The sequence below is a fragment of the Robertmurraya beringensis genome, from assembly GCF_042433785.1.
GTDB lineage: Bacteria > Bacillota > Bacilli > Bacillales > Cytobacillaceae > Robertmurraya_A > Robertmurraya_A beringensis.
In genome coordinates this window covers 69,027-92,834 of the sequence record NZ_JBHLUU010000009.1, presented here as the reverse complement: position 1 = coordinate 92,834, position 23,808 = coordinate 69,027, and the positions used below count along the sequence as shown (strand labels likewise).

Below are 23,808 nucleotides of genomic sequence, written 5' to 3'. Positions count from 1 at the left end.
ATCACGTTGATTTGTAAGATTCTAGGGGAAGCATAAAGGTGCTTCCCCTTCATTTTGGACAGTGAATCCGTCAGTGTTGGGACAATTAGTAACGTCAATTTCGGGACATAATAAAACGCCATTAACATCATTGACATTGTATTTTGGATCAGAGATGACAATCTCTACCCTACGATTTTTTTGCCAATTTTCCTCACTATTGTTGGGAACAATCGGTCTCGTCTCACCGTATCCAACAGCAATAAACCTAGTTGAATCAAGATGAAAGTTTTCAATTAAATATCTGATGACTGAACCAGCTCTAGCTGCAGAAAGCTCCCAATTGGATGGATACCGCTCAGTCGTAATTGGTCGATTATCTGTGTGGCCTTCAACCTTTACAAGATTCTGCATTTCCCCAAGCATCGTTCCCACTTTATCCAAAAAAGCATTGGATTCATTTAGAATCTCTGCTTCCCCTGACCGGAACAGCGCTTGTTCTTGAAGAACTAACACTACACCTCGCTCTGTTCGATTGGCAACGATGATGTTGTTTAATCCATTATCGTCTAAATAGGATTGGACCTCTTGCAAAAGATCATCTAAACTTTGAGCAGCTTCACTGTTCTCTTCTTGTTCCGACTCACCCTGTCCTTCAAGTGGTACAATGGAAGGATAAAAATCTAGGAGTTGCTTATCTCTCATCGAGTCAGCTAGTGCTTGGAACTTAATGAGATCGATTTGTGACATAGAAAATAAAAGAATAAAAAAGACAAGTACTAAGGTGACTAAATCAGAAAAGGTTACCATCCATCGTGGTGCCCCTTTAGGAGACTGCCGATGTTTTTTAGTAAATTTCATCGTCTAAATCCTCGCGATTTAACTCTTTTTCCTTCGCTTCACGTTCTTCTTGAGACAGAAATGCACTTAGCTTCTCTTGAAGAAGATTCGGATTCTGTCCTGATTGTACACCAATAACTCCTTCAACAATGATCTGTTTTAAAAAAGCTTCCTGCTCTGTCTTCAACTCTAGTTTTGCTGCAATAGGTATAAAGACAAGGTTCGCAAGCAAGGATCCATATAGAGTGGTTAATAAAGCGATTGCCATATTAGGTCCTAGTGTTGATGGGTCATTTAAATTTTTGAGCATGAGAACAAGCCCTATTAGTGTTCCAATCATCCCCCAAGCTGGTGCATAATCACCAGCCTTCTCAAGAATCGCCCTTCCTTTTCTATGACGTTCTTCCATCGCTGCAATTTCAGCTAATAGAATATCTTGAATCACATCAGGATCCGTTCCATCAATAGCTAATAACATCCCTTTTCGTAAAAAACGATCTTCTACTTGATCAATCTCCATTTCAAGTGAAAGAAGACCTTCTCTTCTCGCTTTGCCCGATAAATGAACAAAGGTATCAATCAAATCTTGAAGCTTCCTTTCGTCAGAAGAAAAAGACTGTCTCATAACTTTGATCATCTGCTTTATATCCTTTAAAGAAAAGCTGACAAGTAAGCCTGAAAGTAGTCCGCCTATAACAATAAGCAATGATGCAGGGTCAACAAATGATAATAGTCCGCTCATTCCCCCGTTGTAAACAATTCCAAATAACAGCATAATTACACCTATCGTCAATCCGATAGGTGTTAGAACATCAAGCTTTTTCATAGTTTCTCTCCCAACTATCATAAACAAATTTGTCATCTACCTTACATATCGACAAACTGTTTACTTTGTTGAGCTTCTATGCTCAATTCGGTGCGGAAGTACTACTGTATGTTCTGAGACTTTTTCCTTATTCATAAATTTCGTTAACAAACGCATCGCAACTGCACCGATATCATACAGTGGTTGAATAACCGTTGTTAGTTGTGGTCTTACCATAAGAGAAATTCTAGTATTGTCTGAGCTAATTACTTCGAAGTCATCAGGCACACTGTACCCTTTATCTTGTGCTCCATGAACAACACCAACTGCCATTTCATCAGATCCTACATAGATTGCTGTTGGTTTATCAGACAGTTCAAGTAACTTTTCGAATGCCTCGATACCTGAATCATACGTATAATCACCCTCAACAATAAGGTCTTCCTCAACTGAAATTCCAGCTGCCTCTAACGCCTTCTTGTACCCTACCAACTTCTTCTCTTTATTAATTGGTTCATGGAAAGGTCCAATAACCATCGCAATCCTTTTATGACCTTTTTCAATAAAGGTATTTACAGCATCAAAGGTTGCCTGTTCGTAGTCGATATTAACAGAAGGCACTTGTTCAGAATCTTCAAGCGAACCAGCAAGTACAATAGGAGCTGGAGATCTTTTAAATTCTGCCACATGTTCTTCGGAGATATTTCCACCCATGAAAACAATTCCATCTACCTGTTTACCTAGCATCGTGTTTAATAAGTGTAACTCCTTGTCCTTGTTTTGGTCTGAGTTACTTAAAATAATGTTGTATTTGTACATCGTCGCAATATCTTCGATTCCACGTGCAAGTTCTGCAAAAAACGGGCTCGAAATATCAGGAATAATAACTCCAACTGTTGTTGTTTTTTTACTTGCTAATCCTCTGGCCACAGCATTTGGACGATAACCTAATCTTTCAATCACTTCTAAAACTTTCTTTCTTGTAGCTGGCTTTACATTTGGATTTCCATTCACAACACGTGACACTGTAGCCATGGAAACATTTGCTTCACGTGCTACATCATAAATTGTTATGTTCACAATACCACTCCTTCTATATACGTCCTAACTTTAGGTTTATTTTACTGCAAGTCTGTCATTTTTAACCATTATATAAAAATCGAAACTTGTCTATTTATGTATCATTATCATACTTCACATAGTGAAATGTCGCAATGTAAAGGCTATCTATTTAACAAAAAAAACAATTTTACGACGGAAAACGCAAAAAAACCGCCTATGATCAGCTCTCATAAGTCGGTTTTTTGTGTTATTTCTTATACACGCACTAAGTTAGAAGCTTGAATTTCTTTGTAAAAAGCATTAAATTGATCAATGTTCATTTGTTGAGCAGAATCAGACAATGCAACTGCTGGATCTGGATGCACTTCTGCCATTACTCCATCAGCACCAACAGCAAGAGCCGCTTTTGCCATCGGAAGAAGTAAATCTCTACGGCCAGTTGAGTGTGTTACGTCAACAAGAACTGGTAGATGTGTTTCTTGCTTTAAGATTGGAACAGCTGAAATATCTAATGTATTTCTTGTTGCTCTTTCATACGTACGAATACCACGCTCACAAAGGATAATTTGGCCATTACCTTGAGACATAATGTATTCTGCTGCATTAATGAATTCTTCAATAGTTGCAGCAAGTCCACGCTTCAATAAAACTGGCTTATTTACAGCACCTGCTGCTTTTAACAGCTCAAAGTTCTGCATATTACGAGCACCGATTTGGATAACATCAATATAGTCAACAGCTTTCTCTATATCAGCTGGGCTTACGATTTCACTAATTACAGCAAGATCGTATTCATCAGCTACTCTTTTTAGAATTTTTAATCCTTCAATACCAAGTCCTTGGAAATCATAAGGTGAAGTTCTAGGCTTGTATGCTCCACCACGCATGAATTTTAATCCTTTTTCTTTAATTGAAGCAGCAACAGCAGCAACCTGCTCATACGACTCAACCGCACAAGGTCCGAAAATTAATTGTGGAATACCATGGCCAAGTTTTTCTCCCTTAACTTCAACAATTGTATCTTCAGGCTTCTTCTTACGAGACACAAGCAACGCTTTGCTATGATCATCCTTTTGAAGCTCTAACCCAGCCTTAAAGATTTCTTTAAAGATGTGTTCAACCGTTGAATTTTGGAAAGGTCCATCGTTGTTTTCCTTAATTATATCAAGCATGCTTCTTTCACGAACTGGATCGTAACGGAATACCCCTTGTGTTTCCTTTACACGGCCAATTTCTTGAACAAGTCTAGCTCTTTCATTAATTAACTTTAAAAGTTCAACATTTAACTCGTCAACACGGTCTCTAAGCTGATCTAACTCAACATTACTCATCATTTCTCGCCCCTTTGATTAGTAGATTTGAAAACAATGCTTTATTACATGCGAAATGAAAAGCCTAAAAAGGATTGTTCTTTATCCGCTTCATAAAGTGTGTTACATTTCTATATAAGTTAGAGTAATTATATATGAAATATTTTCAAATGTCACGCAATTTTCTTTAATAATTAAACGCTTTTAAGTATTAAAGTAGATTCTTTATTATATGAACCTAAGCTAGAAGGTGTGATTTTCTTTGTCAAATAAATTGTTTGCTTTAGACATAGGTACTCGCTCATGTGTTGGCATTATTCTTGAAGAAACAAATAGTCAATACCATGTCGTCGATATGTTGTCGATAGAACACTCGGAGCGTGCTATGTTAGATGGCCAAATTCATGATGTTATGGCTGTAGCAAAGCTCATTACGCAAATAAAAGAGAAACTTGAAATCAAACATGGTCCTCTGCAAAAAGTTTGCGTCGCTGCTGCAGGAAGGGCTTTACGAACAGAACGCTCAAAGGTTTCACTGCCCATTAACGGTAAACCAATTATGCAAAAACAAGACATTCTTCATTTGGAGCTTTTAGCTGTACAACACGCCCAAGCAGCGGTTGCAGAGAAATATAAAGAAGAGAAAAGTCATTATTATTATTGTGTCGGATATTCTGTCCTTTATTATCGTTTAGATGGAGAAGAAATCGGTAGCCTGATTGACCAACAAGGAGATGAGGCATCCGTTGAAATTATCGCAACTTTTTTACCGAAAGTTGTCGTTGAATCTTTACTAGCTGCCTTAACACGCTCAGGATTAGAGATGGAAGCATTAACACTCGAACCAATAGCAGCCATCAATGTTCTTATCCCCCCTTCCATGAGACGATTAAATGTAGCCTTGGTAGATATCGGTGCTGGTACGTCCGATATTGCTTTAACGGATATGGGAACAGTTATTGCCTATGGAATGGTTCCTATCGCCGGAGATGAAATTACAGAGGCAATCAGTGATCAATACTTACTTGATTTTCCTTTAGCTGAAATAGCCAAAAGACAAATAAACACTCAAGAGTCCATAACAGTCAATGACATTTTAGGATTTGAGACTGAGGTTTCGAAGGAGGACGTAATCGAACAAATTTCTTATGCCATAGACCGCCTTTCACAATCCATTTGTGATGAGGTACTACAGCTTAACAATGGAAAAGCTCCTAAAGCTGTTATGCTAGTCGGTGGTGGAAGTTTAACACCTGAACTTCCAAAGAAAATTGCTGAGAAACTTGAGCTTCCTTTAAATCGAGTCGCCATTAGAGGGATTGATGCCATTTCATCCTTAACGGTCTCTGAGACGATCACAAAAGGACCAGAGCTTGTCACTCCCATTGGTATTGCATTAGCAGCTAAACAATCACCGGTACAATATATGACGGTTTACGTAAATGAACAACCCGTTAGACTGTTCGAGGTAAAAGAATTAACCGTTGGAGATTGTTTATTAGCAGCAGGAATTAAAATGAATAAACTGTACGGTCGACCAGGACTAGCCATGATCGTTACTTTAAATGAAAAAAACATTACCATTCCTGGTCAATATGGTCTTCCTCCAACATTAATGAAAAATGGAGAATGTTGTGCTCTAGATGATTCTATTGAAAACGGGGATATCCTGTATGTTGAAAAAGGACAAGATGGCGAACGTACCACTCTATCTATTGGCCAATTACTTGATGAAATCCCAACCAATGAAATAGAGATCAATGGAAAAACATACAAAATTGAACCGACATTTATATGCAATGGAGAAACCGTAAATAAAAATCATCTACTCAATGACCGGGATACAATCCAATTTCACTATCCAAAGACACTTGAAGACCTGTTACATTATCTAAATCTCACTAACCTTATAGAAGAACTTCGACCATTTCATCTAACCCTGAATGGTAAGCATACATTTTATCCCTCCTTTTCAGGAAAGCTCTACCGTAATGGGATGGAAACAAGACTTCAAAGTAGCTTTGAGAACTATGATAAAATCACTGTGCAAATGAGAGGAAATATTACTGTACAAGACCTCGCCGATGAAAATCAATATATACTTAATCAAACAATACCAGTTACATTTAACGATAAAGAAATACTCTTAAAAAAGAGTATCACCGTTGTGAACAGAGGGGATCAAAAATTACATGAGGCTAGTACCCTTTATGATGATGACTCCTTAAGCATCACCCATCAACGGTTACAGCCATTTATCTTTCAAGACATTTTTAAAGAGGTAGATATTGACCTTCCAAAAGAATCGAATGGATCATTCTTGCTCTTGAGGAATAACGAAGAAACAACATTCTATGAACATCTTGAACCGTTCGACTCTTTACAGATTATTTTTCCAACTCAAAAAGGAAGCCAGGTTATCAAATGATACCTAGCTTCCTTTTTTTATCATAATTGATTTTCTTGCGTTACGGTAGCTAATGCTTTGCTTGTAATCTTCCAGTGTGAAGCATGCCAAGCAACGTCCCCTTTTACAAAAAGGATTGCTTGAGGTGACTCATGTTTAATGTGGAAACGTTCGGCGATATAATTTGAAAGATCTCTTGATGTTTGAACAATTAAGTAATAGTTCTTAACACTTGAGTTACTAGTAAATTCTTCGTATTCCTCATAAGCTGCTTGACTGATTGGACAAGTATTCGAATGCTTTAGTAGATAAAAATTCTCATTTTCCACAAGAGCATCAAATTGTTCCTTCGTTTGAATTTGTTCCATTCTTACCCCTCCTAAGATATGTATAAGTTTATTTTACACAAATTGTAATAAAAAACGCAGTGTAGATATAATATCATTACACTGCGTTTTTGAACATTTATCTGCTTATTAATGATTTAATTGAGATTCTGTTTCATCAAAAGCTCTTTTTGTTTCCTCCAGCTTTCTTTGAAGCTCCTTATCATCACTTAACACGGGAGAAAAATCATCTTCATACACGACATCTGCTTCCGATTCAGTCTCAGGTTTGATTAACTTCACTTTACTCATCATGTCATTGGATTGTTTAGAAACAGCTTGTCCAATGGAAGAGGACTTTACTTTAGCAACTTCTGCTAATTCCGTGCTCTTTGTTTTTGCTACATCATAAAGCTGACTGGTCTTCCCTTTCAAACTTTCAGCTTGCGTGTTTAATTCCGTTCTCATTTCTTTTCCTGATTTTGGAGCGAGGAATAGTGCCGTTGCTGCTCCAACTAGCCCACCGATGATAGCACCCATTAAAAATTCCTTCGACCCTGATGTTTCGTTTACGTTTTGTCGATTTTCCTTTTCAGTATCGTGATTCACCATATGTTATTCCTCCTCTAATAATAACCTCTTTCTCTTCTTCCCTTTTCGGTAATCCCTTCTTCAACAACAGTCTTTTCCTTTTTCCTATGAGTCCATCGATCCTTCATTTCAAGAAGGACATTGCTCCATTGGAGGACTTGACTAACCTTGTCCTTATTCTGCTCAACAGCAAGGTTGACAGAGTTTGTAATCGTTTGAAGGGATGAATTAAACTTTTGAATCGTTACTCCAACATCTTTAACGGAATCAACGACACTTCCCAAGCTTTCTGATTTCTTTTGAATATCTTCCGCTAGGGCATTTGTTTTATGCAACAAATCCGTTGTTTCCCTTGTGACTCCGTCAAGCTGCCGTTCCAATCCATTTAATGTTTTTGATATACTATCTAAGGTTACTTGAAGTGACTGTAACGCTTTGGATAGAAAAATGACCAAAATAAGAAAAGCAATCGCCGCAATCCCTGCACTGACATAAAGTATCCACTCCAAAATATCCTACACCTCCATTGACGCTTACATTTCATTACTTACCCTACCAAGAATTCATTAAACGTCAATTGTAATAAATCAATACTAAAATTTTACCATAAATAAAACAAAATTGTTATAAATGCGCCAACTTTCGCCCTTTAGGTTACAATAATATATGTGTTAAAAGTTTTTTAAAAGGAAGGGAAAAAAATGAAAGATTCACGTATTGAGCTTCTAGCAAAAAACCTAATCAATTACTCAGTAAAGCTTCAGCCTGGTGAAAAGGTACTAATTGAAAATTTTGGTTTGCAGCGAGAGCTTGTAACAGCATTAGTGAAGGAAGCGTATGCTGCAGGAGGACATCCTTTCGTACTTCTTAAAGATCAGCAAGTGGATCGAGCTTTGCTCCTAGGTGCCCGGGAAGAACAATTTAACTTGATGGCAGATTTTGAAGCAAACGTTATGAGTCAAATGGATGCATACATAGGATTACGTTCCGGCGACAATATCAATGAACACGCAGATGTTCCTGATGACAAGATGAAAATTCACGGATCAACGATCGGAAAGAAAGTACACCGTGATATCCGTGTTCCTAAAACCAAATGGGTGGTCCTGCGTTATCCAAACTCATCCATGGCGCAACTAGCAAAAATGAGCACAGAGGGTTTTGAAGATTTTTATTTTAATGTTTGTAACTTAGATTATGGGAAAATGGATCATGCGATGAATGCGTTAGTCGAGTTAATGAACAAAACGGACAAAGTACGAATCACTGGACCAGGAACGGACTTATCCTTCTCAATCAAAGATATTCCGGCCATAAAATGCTCAGGACAAATGAATATTCCTGATGGAGAGGTATATACGGCTCCCGTACGTGATTCTGTCAACGGTGTCATTACTTATAATACTCCTTCTCCATATCAAGGCTTTACATTTGAAAATGTAAAACTAACTTTTAAAGACGGAAAGATTGTTGAGGCAACAGCAAATGATACAGAGCGGATTAATAGAATATTCGATACAGATGAAGGGGCACGTTTTGTTGGTGAATTTGCCATTGGTGTGAACCCTTATATCTTACATCCAATGCAAGATATCTTATTTGATGAAAAGATTGATGGAAGCTTTCATTTTACGCCTGGTCAATGTTATGATGATGCCTTTAATGGAAACCATTCAAACATTCACTGGGATATGGTCAATATTCAACGCAGCGACTATGGCGGAGGAGAAATGTACTTTGACGATGTGCTAGTTAGAAAGGATGGACGCTTCGTAATTAAAGAGCTCGAAGTATTAAATCCTGAGAATTTAAAATAACAAAAAGATGCAGCGACTAAAGCTGCATCTTTTTATTATAACTGACGTTCGTATGCTTCTTGGAATTTTTGAATATCTCCTGCTCCCATGAACAAGATGACACTGTTTTCATGTTGCTTTAGAGTCTCTGTATTTTCCTCGTTGATCATTTCAGCCGATTCGATTTTATTCCGTAAGTCCTCGATCGATAACTTACCATGGTTCTCTCGCGCCGAACCGAAGATATCACATAAATATACTTTATCTGCTAATTGAAGACTATCAGCAAATTCCTCTAGAAATGTTTGTGTTCTTGTAAATGTATGTGGCTGGAATACAGCAACAATTTCACGATCGGGATACTTTTGTCTAGCTGCATCAACTGTCGCTTTAATCTCCGTTGGATGATGGGCATAATCATCAATCAATACCTGAGAGCCGACGTGCTTTTCTGTAAACCTTCTCTTAACACCTGTAAAACTTAAGAGTTGTTCTTTAACCTTGTCAGCTGAAAGCTCTTCATAGTGACAAATGGCAATAACAGAAAGAGCATTTAATACATTGTGGTCACCAAAGGTTGGCACTTGGAATGTATCATAGAAAGTGTTTCTAACAAATACATCGAAGGTCGTTCCTTCAGTAGTTTTTACAACATTTCTAACCTGGAAGTCATTTTCTTCCCCAAAGCCATAAAAAACAACAGGTACTTTTGCTTGAATTTTTTGAAGTTGCTCATCATCACCACAAGCAAAAATCCCTTTTTTCACCTGCCATGCCATCTCTTGAAATGCAGAAAATACATCATCAATATTAGCAAAATAGTCAGGGTGATCAAAATCAATATTCGTCATGATTGCATAGTCTGGAAAATACGAAAGGAAATGCCTTCTATATTCACATGCTTCAAACACAAAATACTCAGCATTTTCTTCTCCTTTACCCGTACCATCTCCGATTAAAAACGCAGTTGGTTTTGCACCTCTCATGACATGCGAAAGGAGCCCGGTTGTAGATGTCTTCCCGTGGGCACCAGTCACAGCAATACTAGTAAAATTTTGCATAAAATCACCTAAGAAACGGTGATATCGAATGACAGGCAATCCTAGTTTCATCGCTTCTTGAATTTCTTCATGATCATCTTTATAGGCATTTCCAGCAATAACTGTTAATCCTGGTACAATATTTTCTTTTTGGAAAGGTAGGATCTTTATTCCAAGATGCTCAAGGGCCGTCTGTGTAAAGAAACGTTTCTCAACATCTGAACCCTGAACTTCAAAATTCATATCATGAAGAATTTGTGCCAGCGCACTCATTCCAGATCCTTTTATACCCACAAAATGGTAAATTGTCATATAAAGAACCTCCAACCATCTTCTAACTGTATCACAGTATATGACATTTTCTTTTATTTGCTCATTTTTGCATGTCGCTCTCTTTGTTTGCAAATAGTGAACTCGATTTTATCATATTGTGACATTATATCATTATTTAATTATAAAAACTATGAAACGTTTGGCCATAATACCTTTTCTTTCTATGTCTATTTTACTCCATAGTGTATGAAAAAAAGACTAAAATAACCATACTTACATTTCTTGAATACTCTGAAGATCATCTTGATCAATTAATACATCACGAGGTTTACTACCCCTATTTTCAGAAATATACCCGTTTTTCTCCATCATATCAATTAATCTAGCTGCTCGATTATAACCAATCTTGAATCTTCTTTGAAGACTCGAGGTCGAAGCAGCTCCTTGGTCAACGACAAACTCACAAGCTTCAAAAAATAGTTCATCTTCTTCTTCACTAACAGCAGCCCTTTTTAAGAGCTCCTCTTGATGAAACAAGTAGTTTGGACTTTGTTCTCGTCGAACATGAGCTACTACTTGATCAATCTCTTCATCCGATACAAAAGTACCTTGAAGACGTACAGGCTTTGAGGATCCATTTTCTAAAAACAGCATATCCCCACGACCAAGTAGACGTTCTGCTCCGGCGATATCAATAATCGTACGAGAATCGATTTGACTTGATACAGAGAAGGCAATTCTTGTAGGAACATTTGCTTTAATTAAACCGGTAATAACATCAACAGACGGTCGTTGCGTTGCAATAATTAAGTGAATCCCACATGCCCTGGCCTTTTGAGCAATACGACATATCGCTTCCTCGACATCTGCAGGGGCCATCATCATCAAGTCCGCTAATTCATCTATAATAATGACAATGAACGGTAGCTTATCAGCATGTTGATTATGCTGTTCACATTGTTCATTAAATCGATTGATCTCACGTACGCCTGTATGTGCAAATAATTCGTATCGTCTTTCCATTTCCTCAACAGCCCATTTAAGAGCCGCTGTTGCTGCTTTTACATCGGTAATTACAGGGCTTACGAGATGCGGTATTTGATTATAAGGCGCTAGCTCTACCATCTTCGGATCAATTAATAGAAGCTTCAATTCATCAGGTCTAGCTTTATAGAGAAGGCTGACTAAGATTGTATTTATGCACACACTTTTCCCTGATCCAGTGGCTCCTGCAATTAAACCATGAGGCATTTTACGTAAATCAGTTACAATCGGCTTCCCGGATATGTCTAGTCCGAGTACAGCTGTTAACGGTGACTTCGAATGTAAAAATTCTGTACTGTTAATAATTTCTGAGAGTAACACTGGTCTACTCACTTCATTCGGAACCTCAATCCCGATCGTGTGCTTCCCTGGAATCGGTGCTTCAATCCGAATATCTTTTGCGGCAAGACTTAATTTTATATCATCTGCTAGATTCGTAATTTTATTTACCTTTACACCTGGCTCCGGTTGCACTTCAAACCTTGTAACCGATGGACCTTGTGTAACATTTACCACACTTGCTCGAACATTAAAACTTTCTAACGTATCGTTTAGAAGCCTTTCCCTCTCTTCAAGCCATTCTCCACTTGTATCATAAATAACGGGAGGTGTCAGGAGATCGAGCTCTGGGAATACGTAGTACGGATTTTCCTCATCGATCACTTCCACTATCTCATTGACGCTAGAAGGCTGCTCATCGGCTTCGGCTTGGGCTTCCTTCTCAGGTATCAATGGCTTCGGTGGTTCAAAAGTGGCTTCACTCTTTATTTGATTCCTTTTTTCCTCTAATTTACGACGATCTTCTTTCAACATTAATACGTTAAAAGGCAAATGCTTGCGTTTAGGCGCAGGTTCAACAGGAGGTTCTTCATTACCATCTAATTTCCCCTGTTCAGAATTCGGTTGGGTGCTTTCTTCGATTGTTTGCCCCTCGACCTGTTCAATTTCCTCTTCAGCTACGTACATTTCTTCTATTTGTTCAACCTTTTCAACTACGTTCAGTTCTTCTATTTGTTCAACCTCTTCAACTATGTTCAGTTCTGCTATCTGAGCATTCTGTTCAACTACGTTCAGTTGTTGTTCTATTTGTACATTCTGGTCAACTTCCAGTTTTTCCTCTTCCAGGTCAGAAAGCTCAGCAGTTACGGCAACTTCCAATTCCCCGGTAGACTCCAATAGAACATAGCTCTCTATCTCTTCCTCTACAACTGGTTCTACATGTTCTGGTTCTGCTTCTGGTTCTGCAGGAATCGATTCCTCCCTAACATCCATGCTAATCAATTCAATCAGATCCGTATTTATTACCGTTTCTTCTCCTTGATCATGAACCTCTTCAATATCCTGTTTCACTATTTTATTTACCTGAACAGGAGTTTCGGAAGAACGCTCTATGTATTCATTCTTCAAGAAGGAGTTTAACTCGTATTCTACCGGTTTCTCTTCCTGATGTCTGACTCTTTTCTGGAACCCATAGACTGGAGAGGGAATTTCTGTTGGTCGAAACGGTCTTTTGGATACATCTCTATTATTTGTTTCACTTTTATTAGGAGGACTTACGTTGCTTTTTGTAATAGAGCCTACTCTAGGTTTCGAACGAACGGTTTCACTTTTCATGACTGGTTCTGTTCGCTGACGGGAAGACGTTCTCTCTTCTCTACTTTTTCTAGATGGTTTCTGCATTTCTCTTTCATCTGGTATTAACGGGAACTTAAATTTCCCCTTCGGATACTGATAAACGATTCGAGCATCCATATCCTTTTGTTCTTTTCTTGTTTCTTTAAATGGCTCTACCTTTTGTTCATATATTTCTTCCACTTTATCATCACTTAATTTACTAAACAATTTCTTAAACCAATTCAAACCTTATCACTCTTTCTTCATTCTCATCATGTCTTCTTATTTTATCATTGAATACTATAATATCGACAAGAAATAAAAGATTGCTAGTAATAATATAATTTTGAATCTTTTGACCTAACGCTAGTAGGTCTGTGTTGGTTTTCATCCCAGTACAAACTAAAAACGCAAAAAGGACCGTAATTGGTCCTTTAGTTTGGTTTTTTGCTTCTGTTTTTTCCTAAGATAAAGATCGGTTCTAATTCCCCATTTTCGTATAAAAAGGATAGTGCCGTAATGGGCACTCGACCGCTAGCGAAGAAGCTCATGGTCATTTGTGCGAGAATATCATAACCAGTCTCATTCTTTATATCTGCAAGAATAAGTACATCCTGATGTGGTACCGCTACCGCCATATCACCTGTAATCTTCGAACTCATTTCCTTTAAAAATGAATCGTTTAGAACTCGGCTTGCATCATACCCGTCATTTGTATTGAGAAAATAAAAGATATTTCCTGCCACTTCATCACGTTTCATGGTCGTTTTAAGGCTTCTCACATTGAAAAGAGCTACTTCGCGGATATGGTCTCTCGTCCAATTTTCCTTTGCCATTAATGCTTCATCAATGATTCGGTACGCATTTCCTAAATCGAGAGCATAATAAACCCTAGTTTCTGCCGTATGATCATCATATACTAAAGGAATTTCTTCGCGCGATACAACAGGCGTAGAAGTAGAACGTATGACAGGGAAAATCCGAGTCTTTTCACCTTCTTGAATCGTTTTCTCATCCATTGCCTTAAGGCCTTCCTCAACATAGTATACGACTTCATCAATGGCCTTTTCTTTGTCTACTTCCCATTTTGCTATAATTCTAGGCAGCTCAACGGTAATACCTCTTCCACTATCCTTGCTTTCAATACGTAAATGATCATTTTTTCGATCATAAGTAATAGTACGGTTAGCACTACTAAGGCGTTTTTCGAGCTCCGCCTTCATTTTTTTACTATCCATTTTCATATATACTTGCCTCCTTATTGGAGCATTTCGTTTTTATTCTACATGAAATAGCCCCAATCTTTGGAGGATTGGGAGCTATTCCATTATGATAATCCTTCGATGAATTGTTCAATTTCCTCTTGTGTTTTCCGGTCTTTGCTGACAAAACGATCTAATTCGTTTCCATCTGCAAACGCGATAAAGCTTGGGATTCCAAACACATCTAGACTAATACATAAATCAATAAACTGATCACGATCCACATGTACAAAATTGTATTCGCTATATTTCTCTTCAATTTCTGGCAAGACTGGCTCAATCACTCGGCAGTCTGGGCACCAGTTTGCTGAAAACATAAATATATGTTTCCCGTTGTTTTTCATCGTTTCAAACTGTTCTACACTCTCAAGCATTTTCATATGATTACCTCCCATAACAGTTTATACAGTACGTTAATAGTTATTCAGACTACCCCATATTCTAAAGCATTGTAGCTTCTTTTGAAAGAAATTAGCTTCTAACAAAAAACGAAGGACTTCATCCTTCGTTTTCTTTTAACTTTATTGAATTGACGATGTTAATCATCATTTCTGCTTCGCTGCTAAGAGACCTTGTTTTTGTTTCTGTCGTAATTTTCATTCCACCGACACCAATTGTTAGCTCATTTAGGTTATCTTCAAGCTTTTTTACCAATAGATAGCCAAATTTCCCATCCGTTTTGATCACTTTATCAGTATCGTATTTGTCTTGATCGACTGTTGATTGGTAAACAACTTCACTATCTTGACCTTCTATTGGATTGTAAAACAATATATATGTTTTTGAACCATTCTTTAAAATTATATTATTGGGAGATTCTTCTTCCACTTCAAAACCAAAAGGTAAATAATATTCCATTTCCTCAGTTTTATTATTTGGTTTTTTAGCCTCTTCCTTAAAAGCGTTCTCCACAACATCCACTGTTTCTGTTTCCTCTTCGTCAAAGGATGCAGAACATCCGCTAAGGTAAAATAGAGCAGCTATACAGAGGAGAGATGCTTGTAAATACTTTCTCATACTTTCTTCCTCCCTACATAGGAACTATTGTCTTCCTTACTATCATACCCGTCTCCCTATCCAATGACAAGCCTTACAATTGTTACAATTGTGTTTCCAAACCATTTATATTCCTGTATTCATATTGGCCAACGAGTAAAGTGCTAACATGAAGAAACATTTCCTGCCTCGGAATAAGTCCATTCGTAAAGATTCCAATTGCCCCTTCTTTGCTTCGAATATTTGTCTTTTTCATGAAATCATCCATTATCGGACCCAATTCTTCTCCTACTATAAGCCTATGTTCAATTTCTTTTGGTAATAAGATTCTAGCCCCGCAGCTTATTATAGGAGATTTTCCATATTGTACTAATGCACCCCAATTACATAACATCATCCCAAATTTCGTTTGCTGTACTCCACCTTCTAGACCTATCCCCAGTTCTGCATCATTGTTTTCAAGGGCTGCTTGCGCTCGATTAATGGCTCCTTGTATGGTCTCTTCATCGGAGAAGGGTTGTTCACTTACTCCAGATGGGACATCCATTCCCTTAACCTTTGCGTCATACTTTTTAAATGCTTCTTCAACAGCTTTTACTTTCGTTTGGTTTTTCGAACCTACTGCCACATACATATAACTGCACCTCAGCTTCAATGTAAAAGGAGGTTCCCAAAGGTTACCTCCCTACCGTTTTTAACTATTTTGTCTAATTGTATCTACTGTAGTCTGGTCACAAGCTTTTACCAGTTTTATTAAAAGCTCTTTTGCAGCAGCATAATCGTCAACATGAACAATCGAAGCAGCCGTATGAATGTATCTAGAGCAAATTCCTACAACAGCACTCGGGACTCCTTCATTTGACATATGCACTCGTCCTGCATCAGTCCCACCTGGAGAGACAAAGTATTGGTAGGATATATTATGCGTTTCTGCAGTATCTAGAACAAACTCTCTCATCCCTCGATGGGTTACCATAGATCGATCTAGAATTCTTAGCAACGCTCCTTTTCCTAATTGACCAAACTCATTTTTATCACCCGTCGCATCGTTTGCAGGACTTGCATCAAGAGCAAAGAAGATATCTGGCTTTATTAAAGTTGCTGCTGTTTGTGCACCTCTTAGTCCAACTTCTTCCTGAACAGTTGCACCAGAATATAATGTGTTTGGTAAACTTTCTCCTTGCACTTCTTCTAATAATTCAATAGCGAGGCCACAGCCATATCGGTTATCCCAAGCCTTAGCCATAATTTTCTTTTCGTTTGCCATCGGGGTAAACGGACAAATTGGCACAATTTGCTGTCCCGGCTTAATCCCTAGCTCCTTCGCATGTTCCCTGCTATCAGCCCCAATATCAATTAACATATTGCTAATTTCCATCGGCTTACTTCTCTTACCTTCATCCAAAAGATGAGGAGGAATGGAAGCAATCACTCCAATAATAGGACCGTCATTCGTCATGACCTGCACACGCTGTGCTAGTAGAACTTGGCTCCACCAACCACCTAAAGGCTGAAAACGAATCATCCCATTATCTGTAATCGCCGTTACCATAAATCCAACCTCGTCCATATGTCCCGCAACCATGACACGAGGACCATTGGCATTTCCATGCTTCACACCAAAAATACTTCCTAAATTATCTTGAATGATTTCATCAGAATACTGAGTTAATTGTTCACGCATAAACTTCCTAACCAAATGCTCATTTCCAGATGCACCTTGAAGTTCCGTAAGCGTCTTGAAAAGCTGTAATGTCTTCGAATTCATGTATAATGGCCTCCTAATATTCACATGACTCTTTATGTACCATCTTTATTCTACTTAACTTTCCCATCTGTTACCACTTTATTGATTGCTACTCTTAATTATGTACGTAAAATTTGATATGATGGAAGGAGGATTTATTTGGATAAATAAGGAGGGGCTTTATGAACTGGAAATCATTTTTAACTGGTGTTTCTGTTGGAATTATTTCAGGCTTTCTGGCAAGCGAATGGGTCTCCCAAAAGGGCAAAGTATCCCCAGAAAAAGCCCTATCACACGCAAAAGCAAAATTTAAAGAAAGAGGTCCCATTAGCGGCTCTTGGATTCAAATGACAACAGAGCGGTTTGAAAAGAACAACATCACCTATGATGTTTATAAAGGTGGAGTATCACGTACGGTAGATGACACGTTAGAGCAATACGAATTTGTTTCAGATGCAAAGACTGGATCCATTATAGAAGTGTACCCTCTTTAAGAAAAGCTGCCCTATAGGGCAGCTTTTCTTACGTCTTTCTCTTCACGGATTCAATCATTTCATAATGACTATTCCACTTTAGCGCCCGCTCTTGCTCAAAAAGAGTCTATTGCGCCAATAGACTCACTCAATTTACTGCAGAAAATTTTTCCCATAAAAAATTTCATCCATTTCAGATGTTAAGCTTTCAGTGATTTCTTTCTGTTCAGATTCGCTTAACGTATCCATTGTGTATCCAAATAAGTAATTATTTAAATCAAAATTTTTCAATTTACACTTCGTGTGAAAAATGTTTTCTTGGTACACATTCACATCAATCATATCGTATTGATCCTTGATTTCGTCTGGAATAAAGTTTTGAATGGAAGTGATATCATGGTCTATAAATAATTTATGACCATCTTTATCCCGTGTAAATCCACGTACTCGATAATCAATTGTCATAATGTCTGTATCAAATGAATGAATTAAATAGTTTAACGCTTTAAGTGGTGATATTTCCCCACAGGTAGAAACGTCAATATCCGCTCTGAAAGTACTTATTCCTTCATACGGATGGTACTCAGGGTACGTATGAACAGTGATATGACTTTTATCCAACTGAAATACAACATTATCTGGTAATGGTCCTGGTGATTCATCATATGTTGACTCTGTGGGAACTTCTACTACTGGTCCTTCAGAAACGAGAATCGTTACACTTGCTCCTTGTGGTACATAATCCTGTTGAGCAATATTTAAAACATGTGCACCAATAATATCGGATACATTTTTTAAAATCTTCGTTAACCGATCGGCATTATATTGTTCATCAATATAATCTAAATAAGCTTCCCGCTCTTGCCTCGTTTTTGTATAACAAATATCATACATATTAAAGCTAAGTGATTTTGTTAAGTTATTAAATCCATGTAACTCAATTCGCTGTTCTGGAGTGAGCATTCATTCTTCCCCCTTCACATAATCTCCGTAAATATTATTAACTTACCCAACTCCTTACGAAAAAAACAGTCCTACAATAGTAGGACTGCTTACTTTTTCTGAAATTGAACTTCGCAACGATAGATACGAAAGCCTTTGGAGGAAAACTTCTCTTCGTATTCTGTCATAATATTTCCTTCATAAGAACTATTATGAAGATCTAAACTTACATACTTTAAAAGCATTCCATATTCCGAAAAGCTTCGAAGAGAGAACTCAAATAACCCTTGATTATCTGTTTTAAAGTGAATCTCGCCGTTATCCACCAGAATATTTTCATAAATGGAAAGGAAAGTTTTGTACGTTAACCGTCTCTTCTCATGCCGTGTTTTTGGCCAAGGATCAGAGAAATTTAAATAAACTTGATCCACATCACCTTTAGCAAAATAGTTCTGAAGTTCGACCGCATTCACATTCATTAGTCGCAAATTCGGAAGGTCTTCTTCAATTAGACGGTCGAGAGCAATAACAATAACACTTTTATATACCTCAATACCAATATAATTAATATGTGGATTTGCTTTAGCCATTTCAGTAATGAAACGACCTTTACCCGTTCCGATTTCAATATGAATAGGCTGGTCATTCCCAAATACTTCGGTCCAATTACCTTTGTAGCTTTCTGGTTTTGCTACAACATATTGCGGATAGGATTCGAGTCTATCCTTTGCCCAAGGCTTATTTCTTAAACGCATGTTGACACCCCTAAAATAATCTATCGTTCAAACCATATCATGTGAACAATCTTGTTGCAACCAAAACTAATACTTCGTCCATATAATTAATTTACGTATAAATAAAAAAAGGAATTCACAACCTAAATGTGAAATTCCTTTTTACGTATTTTTAAGCAACCTTGAAAGGGTGTATCGGATGCCTTTAGAACAGAAAGATCAAATGAATTTATTAAAAGATATATTAACGAATCACAGTACCGATTGTTGCGGGTCCGTATCTGAATGTGAACAATTAGAACGTTTAGTAAAATCACTGATGGTTAACTCAGAACTCGATCATAATGTAAAGAATGTACTAGAACAAATTTACAGCTATTCTCAGCACGGTACAAATACGAATGAACTAGATCAACATATCGAGTCACACCAAGAACAACTTGGCCAGTGGGTATCAGAAATTGATCAATTCTCTTGAGCAACAAGAGTTGACAAATAATTCACCCAGTGATTCATCTCTTCGTATCGTTCCTTATTTTTATGCCATTGAATAGATGAGATGGTCTGTGCAATCGTATACCATTTCATTCGTAGCATCAATTCGTCCGTGAGCTCTATTTCATACATGGCTAACCATTCGCTCCATTTGTCTTGCGGGAGATACCAATATAGCATCATTCCTAAGTCTATGGCAGGGTCGGCTATCATCGCACCATCCCAATCAATCAGATACAACTGGTTGCTTTCTGTGAGCAACCAGTTATTGTGATTAACATCGCAATGACATACAACCTTTTCCTCATAATGTATACCATCGAGCTCCTGTTGCAAGAATAATAGAGCCTCTTGAATGGCCACGTGAGATTTTACATCCTCATCAAGCTCTTGCACTAAAATGGACAAAAGATGAACAGGCTCTAATGGAGTTTTCCCCATCCTTTTTAGCATTCCAAGCAAGGCTTCTGACTGATGTATTTTTTTTAAGAGCTTTGCCACTCTTTTCGTGTTCATATCATGCGGCTTTAGCTCTCTACCCTCTAACCATTGCTGAGCGGTAATTACATCCCCGTTTTCAAGCCTTTTCGTCCAAATTAGCTTCGGAACAATACCTTCTGCTGATAATACGGCAAGAAATGGTGAGGAATTTCGTTTAAGAAAGAGCCTCTGATCTTCATGCTGTGCAATAAACGCTTCTCCTGTCGCTCCTCCTGCAGGAACGATTTCCCACTCTTGTCCAAATAAGTGTTCCAAAATTGTTCACCTTCATTTTAACTGCGTCGTTAGTTTCTATAATAAGTAGCTTTACTTTATTAAGTATTCACCTTGGTCATGCATAAGTATCTTACAAGTAAAAAAGACGGCTATTGTAAAAAAATCGACAATAGCCATCTTAATAGATTTTATCTCCTAGTGTTACCTTCGTCAAGTAGAGACATCGTACTTTATTACTTTACTAGTACATAAACACTAAGTGGAGGGAGACTCCATTCTTTTTCATTTATTTGATGAATACCATTTATTTCCACCATGTTTTGGTCCGCGATGACCGTCCAATCAACGGTAGGTAACGAAACATGACGTTCTGTTTTAAGAGGATTGAATAGAACGATGATTTCACTCCATATTCCAAATTTCCTAACATCACGAAGGGTGTATCCAATAACTGGCTTTTCCACTGGTAAGAAAGACATATGCTTATTAATCAGTTCGGTTGAATGAAAACGAAAGGCTTGATGTGATTTTCTTAATTTAATTAAACCCTTGATATAGTCTACATGCTCTTTGTTTTCATATACTCGGTCCCAATCTACTTGATTAATATCATTAGGTGATCGATAACTATTTCCATTTCCTTTTTTTGTCCGAAGAAATTCTTGCCCACAATGTAAGAAAGGCACTCCTTGAGATAAGAGAACAAATGCCGTTGCCAATCTCTGCTGCTTTTTCCTAATATCTTCAGGCTCCTCTTTTTCACATAGGAGGAGTTTATCCCAGAAGGTATGGTTATCATGAGATTCGATGTAGTTTACCGATTGAATGGGTTCTTGAAATAACCCCTTTTCCTTCAAACCTACACTACCTGCTAAAATTTTCTTTGCAGCCTCGAAGTATCTTTCATTTCCTAAAGCGTAGCCTTTATCATGAAGATTGAATGTATTACCCTTAACGGTATCCCTAAAGAAGTCATTGAATTGACCCACTCTTGGAAGTTTCTTCTGATTACGAATACTCGCCTTTGTGTCAATGGCGATCGGAGTATTTAAATCCCAGCCTTCCCCAATCATAATGGTCGAAGGATCCAATAAATCAAGCGATTTTCTAATGTCATTCATCGTTTCTATATCTAAGATCCCCATCAAATCAAAGCGAAACCCATCTATACCGTATTCTTTTTTCCAAAATAGGACCGATTCGACGATAAATTTCCTCACCATTTTTCGTTCAGAAGCAATATCATTTCCTACTCCTGTTCCATTCGAGGGCATACCATTCTGATCATGTCGAAAATAATAGCCTGGTACAATTTTTTCAAAAGAAGAGTCTTCTCTAATGTATACATGGTTGTATACAACATCCAAAATGACTCGAAGTCCTTCTTTGTGAACAATGTCAATTAACTTCTTTAACTCATTGATTCTGGCATATGGATCCTGACAATTCGATGAATAACTTCCTTCAGGAGCATTGAAGTGTATGGGGTTATAACCCCAGTTATAATCTTCCTTATCCCCTAGCTCATCAACACCAGCAAAATCATGAAGCGGGAGCAGTTCGATGTGAGTGACTCCTAAATCTTTGATATAACTAAGACCAGTAAGCTGACCATGGCTAGTAAAGGTATCTTTTTCACTCGCACCTAAATATAAACCTTTATCGGTCACTCCACTATTGGGGTGGATGGTTAAATCTCTAATATGTGCCTCATAAATGATAGCGTCAGTAGGGGAATTAAATCCCGTTAGCGGTTTACTTACCACTGGTGTTCGATTTAAATCGATTATCACTCCTTGTTCCCCATTTGCTGTAACAGCCACAACATAAGGATCTACGGCTTCTCTCCATTGAAGATTTACACAAACGAGATAAGTATAGTGATATCCTTCCAGATCTCCTTCTACCGTAATGACCCATATCCCTCTTTCCATGCGAGTCATTTCATAATGATTTATTTCAGCATCATCAGTATTAGCGAGTTTCAACTGACATTGTGTGGCGGTAGGCGCCCAAAGTGTAAAGATGGTCCTTTCTGGTGAATATTGGATTCCCATTGGGCCGTCATAGTAAAATTTTTCATCAAACTGAGGAGTTCGAATAATTGCGCCTATCTGAAGATCCGTCTCCCCTCCATGCTCATCCATTACACAATAAGTCAATCCGATTTCTGGTTCCTTGTCGGTATGACAAATATATTTAACCCTATCATGTAATCTTATTTTTTCACTAATTGCTAACTTCTCAGTATGATCACCAACCTTGAGTGAAAATCCCTTAGACTCGCCATTATGATAACTCATAGGTAATAAGATCGTAATTATGTTCACATCATCTAAATAGGCATAAAAAAGTCTTTCAATAATAATCATGCATTTTTCAGCTCCTTCTGCCTCCTATCCTTCTTTATTCCCCTTGTGATAATTGGCAACACCTGCTGACAAGCCTGAATTTGCAAAGGAGTTTCAGCAAAATAATCACCGTCGGCATGTGCCATCATTGGGGTAGAAGAATATATTTGAATTTCTCGCCCAGTTAACATCTTCACTTCTTTGAAGGCGACATGACCACCCCAAAAAACGCTTACAAACACAGAAAGCATTTTTAGCCTTGATAAACGATATACGATAATAATATTTAACAATCCATCATCGGTTTTTGCCTTCGGAGCAATTTGCATTCCTCCACCATAAAACGGCTGATTAGCCACAGTTACAAACCAGGTAGCAGGAAAATCATAAAGGATGTCATCCACAATAAGTTGAACATCTGTCGGTTTAAAAATAAGAATTTCCTTGATAAGCAAGTACACGTATACTAGGCCTCCCAAGGAAAATTTATTTAGCCATTTTTTCATCTTGGATTGATTAGCGAGCTTGGAAATTAAGCCGTCGAGACCTGCTCCCATGTTATTTATAAAGTACAGATCCTCCTTACTCGAACAAGATATTTTACCAACGTCGGTTAAGCTCGGTTCTTGCTTTCGCTCTCTTAGCAATACAGATAATGCATGAAGAGGATCTCTTGGTATTTGAAATCCTCTTGCAAAATCATTTCCAGAACCAGCAGGAATAAATCCAACTTTCACATTAGGAAAAGAGATGACCCCATTTACTACCTCATTTAATGTTCCATCTCCTCCAACCACTGTGATTGATACCTCACCCTCTTGCTTAGCAAGAAGCATCGCTATTTCAGCACCATTTCCTTTATAGGCAGTCAAAAACGCTTCATAGGTAATTTTTTGTTTTTCTAATTCTTTTTCTACTTTAGCCCACACTTTTAAACTATAGCCATTTTTGGCATTTGGATTAATAATAAAGTATAATTTCCCCATTTTTCTCATCCCATACAT

The 23,808-nt window shown here is 37.7% G+C and carries 23 protein-coding genes; 4 read left to right on the top strand and 19 right to left on the bottom strand.

Annotated features, from left to right (window positions below; genetic code table 11):
- Positions 1-21: 21 nt before the first annotated feature.
- The 4 genes from motS to ACFFHF_RS01675 form a co-directional block, all read right to left on the bottom strand.
- Positions 22-840 carry a flagellar motor protein MotS gene (gene motS / locus ACFFHF_RS01690; RefSeq protein WP_377057484.1) on the bottom strand — a complete coding sequence of 273 codons (819 nt, stop codon included), beginning with the start codon at positions 838-840 and terminating at the stop codon, positions 22-24.
- Positions 827-1,645: a flagellar motor protein MotP gene (gene motP, locus ACFFHF_RS01685; protein ID WP_160546945.1), complete on the bottom strand. Its 819-nt coding sequence runs from the start codon at positions 1,643-1,645 to the stop codon at positions 827-829. Before motP ends, motS begins: the two co-directional genes overlap by 14 nt.
- Before the next feature lie 60 nt (positions 1,646-1,705).
- Positions 1,706-2,704: a catabolite control protein A gene (gene ccpA / locus ACFFHF_RS01680; protein WP_377057483.1), complete on the bottom strand. Its 999-nt coding sequence runs from the start codon at positions 2,702-2,704 to the stop codon at positions 1,706-1,708.
- Between the two features lie 236 nt (positions 2,705-2,940).
- Positions 2,941-4,017, bottom strand: coding sequence for a bifunctional 3-deoxy-7-phosphoheptulonate synthase/chorismate mutase (locus ACFFHF_RS01675; protein WP_160546998.1), 1,077 nt, complete (start codon positions 4,015-4,017; stop codon positions 2,941-2,943).
- Between the two features lie 241 nt (positions 4,018-4,258).
- Here ACFFHF_RS01675 and pilM point away from each other — a divergent pair, with 241 nt between their 5' ends.
- Positions 4,259-6,424, top strand: a complete 2,166-nt coding sequence (gene pilM / locus ACFFHF_RS01670) for a pilus assembly protein PilM (protein ID WP_377057482.1) — start codon at positions 4,259-4,261, stop codon at positions 6,422-6,424.
- 20 nt (positions 6,425-6,444) lie between these two features.
- Here pilM and ytxJ read toward each other — a convergent pair whose 3' ends face one another.
- The 3 genes from ytxJ to ACFFHF_RS01655 all read right to left on the bottom strand — a co-directional run bounded on the left by ytxJ (position 6,445) and on the right by ACFFHF_RS01655 (position 7,829).
- The gene (ytxJ, locus tag ACFFHF_RS01665) at positions 6,445-6,771 is read right to left on the bottom strand and encodes a bacillithiol system redox-active protein YtxJ (RefSeq protein ID WP_160546944.1); all 327 of its coding nucleotides are present in this window, start codon (positions 6,769-6,771) and stop codon (positions 6,445-6,447) included.
- A gap of 108 nt (positions 6,772-6,879) precedes the next feature.
- Positions 6,880-7,341, bottom strand: coding sequence for a YtxH domain-containing protein (locus ACFFHF_RS01660; RefSeq protein ID WP_377057481.1), 462 nt, complete (start codon positions 7,339-7,341; stop codon positions 6,880-6,882).
- Between the two features lie 14 nt (positions 7,342-7,355).
- On the bottom strand, positions 7,356-7,829 hold the full coding sequence (locus ACFFHF_RS01655) for a DUF948 domain-containing protein (RefSeq protein WP_377057480.1): 474 nt from the start codon (positions 7,827-7,829) through the stop codon (positions 7,356-7,358).
- 192 nt (positions 7,830-8,021) lie between these two features.
- On the opposite strand from ACFFHF_RS01655, the gene ACFFHF_RS01650 reads away from it, so the two are divergent.
- A complete protein-coding gene (locus tag ACFFHF_RS01650) occupies positions 8,022-9,137 on the top strand; it encodes an aminopeptidase (protein ID WP_377057479.1) in 1,116 nt (371 codons plus the stop codon).
- 35 nt (positions 9,138-9,172) lie between these two features.
- On the opposite strand, the gene murC is transcribed toward ACFFHF_RS01650, so the two are convergent.
- From murC to ACFFHF_RS01615, 7 genes are all read right to left on the bottom strand, one after another.
- The gene (murC, locus tag ACFFHF_RS01645; protein WP_377057478.1) at positions 9,173-10,468 is read right to left on the bottom strand and encodes a UDP-N-acetylmuramate--L-alanine ligase; all 1,296 of its coding nucleotides are present in this window, start codon (positions 10,466-10,468) and stop codon (positions 9,173-9,175) included.
- Between the two features lie 234 nt (positions 10,469-10,702).
- Entirely contained in the window at positions 10,703-13,333 is a 2,631-nt protein-coding gene (locus ACFFHF_RS01640) for a DNA translocase FtsK (RefSeq protein WP_377057477.1), read from the bottom strand.
- 188 nt (positions 13,334-13,521) lie between these two features.
- The gene (locus tag ACFFHF_RS01635; RefSeq protein ID WP_160546996.1) at positions 13,522-14,325 is read right to left on the bottom strand and encodes a DUF1444 family protein; all 804 of its coding nucleotides are present in this window, start codon (positions 14,323-14,325) and stop codon (positions 13,522-13,524) included.
- An 89-nt stretch (positions 14,326-14,414) separates the two neighbouring features.
- Positions 14,415-14,729: a thioredoxin domain-containing protein gene (locus tag ACFFHF_RS01630; protein WP_160546938.1), complete on the bottom strand. Its 315-nt coding sequence runs from the start codon at positions 14,727-14,729 to the stop codon at positions 14,415-14,417.
- A gap of 118 nt (positions 14,730-14,847) precedes the next feature.
- The gene (locus ACFFHF_RS01625) at positions 14,848-15,366 is read right to left on the bottom strand and encodes a hypothetical protein (RefSeq protein WP_160546937.1); all 519 of its coding nucleotides are present in this window, start codon (positions 15,364-15,366) and stop codon (positions 14,848-14,850) included.
- Positions 15,367-15,448: 82 nt separating this feature from the next.
- The gene (locus ACFFHF_RS01620; protein ID WP_160546936.1) at positions 15,449-15,979 is read right to left on the bottom strand and encodes a DUF84 family protein; all 531 of its coding nucleotides are present in this window, start codon (positions 15,977-15,979) and stop codon (positions 15,449-15,451) included.
- Between the two features lie 60 nt (positions 15,980-16,039).
- Entirely contained in the window at positions 16,040-17,113 is a 1,074-nt protein-coding gene (locus tag ACFFHF_RS01615; RefSeq protein WP_160546935.1) for a M42 family metallopeptidase, read from the bottom strand.
- A 161-nt stretch (positions 17,114-17,274) separates the two neighbouring features.
- Here ACFFHF_RS01615 and ACFFHF_RS01610 point away from each other — a divergent pair, with 161 nt between their 5' ends.
- Positions 17,275-17,586: a PepSY domain-containing protein gene (locus ACFFHF_RS01610; protein ID WP_160546934.1), complete on the top strand. Its 312-nt coding sequence runs from the start codon at positions 17,275-17,277 to the stop codon at positions 17,584-17,586.
- A gap of 132 nt (positions 17,587-17,718) precedes the next feature.
- Here the strand turns inward: ACFFHF_RS01610 and speD are convergent, their stop codons facing one another.
- A complete protein-coding gene (gene speD, locus ACFFHF_RS01605; protein WP_377057476.1) occupies positions 17,719-18,528 on the bottom strand; it encodes an adenosylmethionine decarboxylase in 810 nt (269 codons plus the stop codon).
- An 89-nt stretch (positions 18,529-18,617) separates the two neighbouring features.
- Complete coding sequence (gene trmB / locus ACFFHF_RS01600) at positions 18,618-19,262, bottom strand: tRNA (guanosine(46)-N7)-methyltransferase TrmB (RefSeq protein ID WP_160546932.1); 645 nt, start codon at positions 19,260-19,262, stop codon at positions 18,618-18,620.
- Positions 19,263-19,440: 178 nt separating this feature from the next.
- On the opposite strand from trmB, the gene ACFFHF_RS01595 reads away from it, so the two are divergent.
- A complete protein-coding gene (locus ACFFHF_RS01595; RefSeq protein ID WP_160546931.1) occupies positions 19,441-19,719 on the top strand; it encodes a YtzH-like family protein in 279 nt (92 codons plus the stop codon).
- Here ACFFHF_RS01595 and ACFFHF_RS01590 read toward each other — a convergent pair.
- The 3 genes from ACFFHF_RS01590 to ACFFHF_RS01580 all read right to left on the bottom strand — a co-directional run bounded on the left by ACFFHF_RS01590 (position 19,707) and on the right by ACFFHF_RS01580 (position 23,790).
- Positions 19,707-20,492: a phosphotransferase gene (locus ACFFHF_RS01590; protein ID WP_160546930.1), complete on the bottom strand. Its 786-nt coding sequence runs from the start codon at positions 20,490-20,492 to the stop codon at positions 19,707-19,709. The genes ACFFHF_RS01595 and ACFFHF_RS01590 overlap by 13 nt on opposite strands.
- Before the next feature lie 194 nt (positions 20,493-20,686).
- Entirely contained in the window at positions 20,687-22,825 is a 2,139-nt protein-coding gene (gene pulA, locus ACFFHF_RS01585) for a type I pullulanase (RefSeq protein ID WP_160546929.1), read from the bottom strand.
- On the bottom strand, positions 22,822-23,790 hold the full coding sequence (locus ACFFHF_RS01580; RefSeq protein WP_160546928.1) for a diacylglycerol/lipid kinase family protein: 969 nt from the start codon (positions 23,788-23,790) through the stop codon (positions 22,822-22,824). Before ACFFHF_RS01580 ends, pulA begins: the two co-directional genes overlap by 4 nt.
- Positions 23,791-23,808 lie beyond the last annotated feature (18 nt).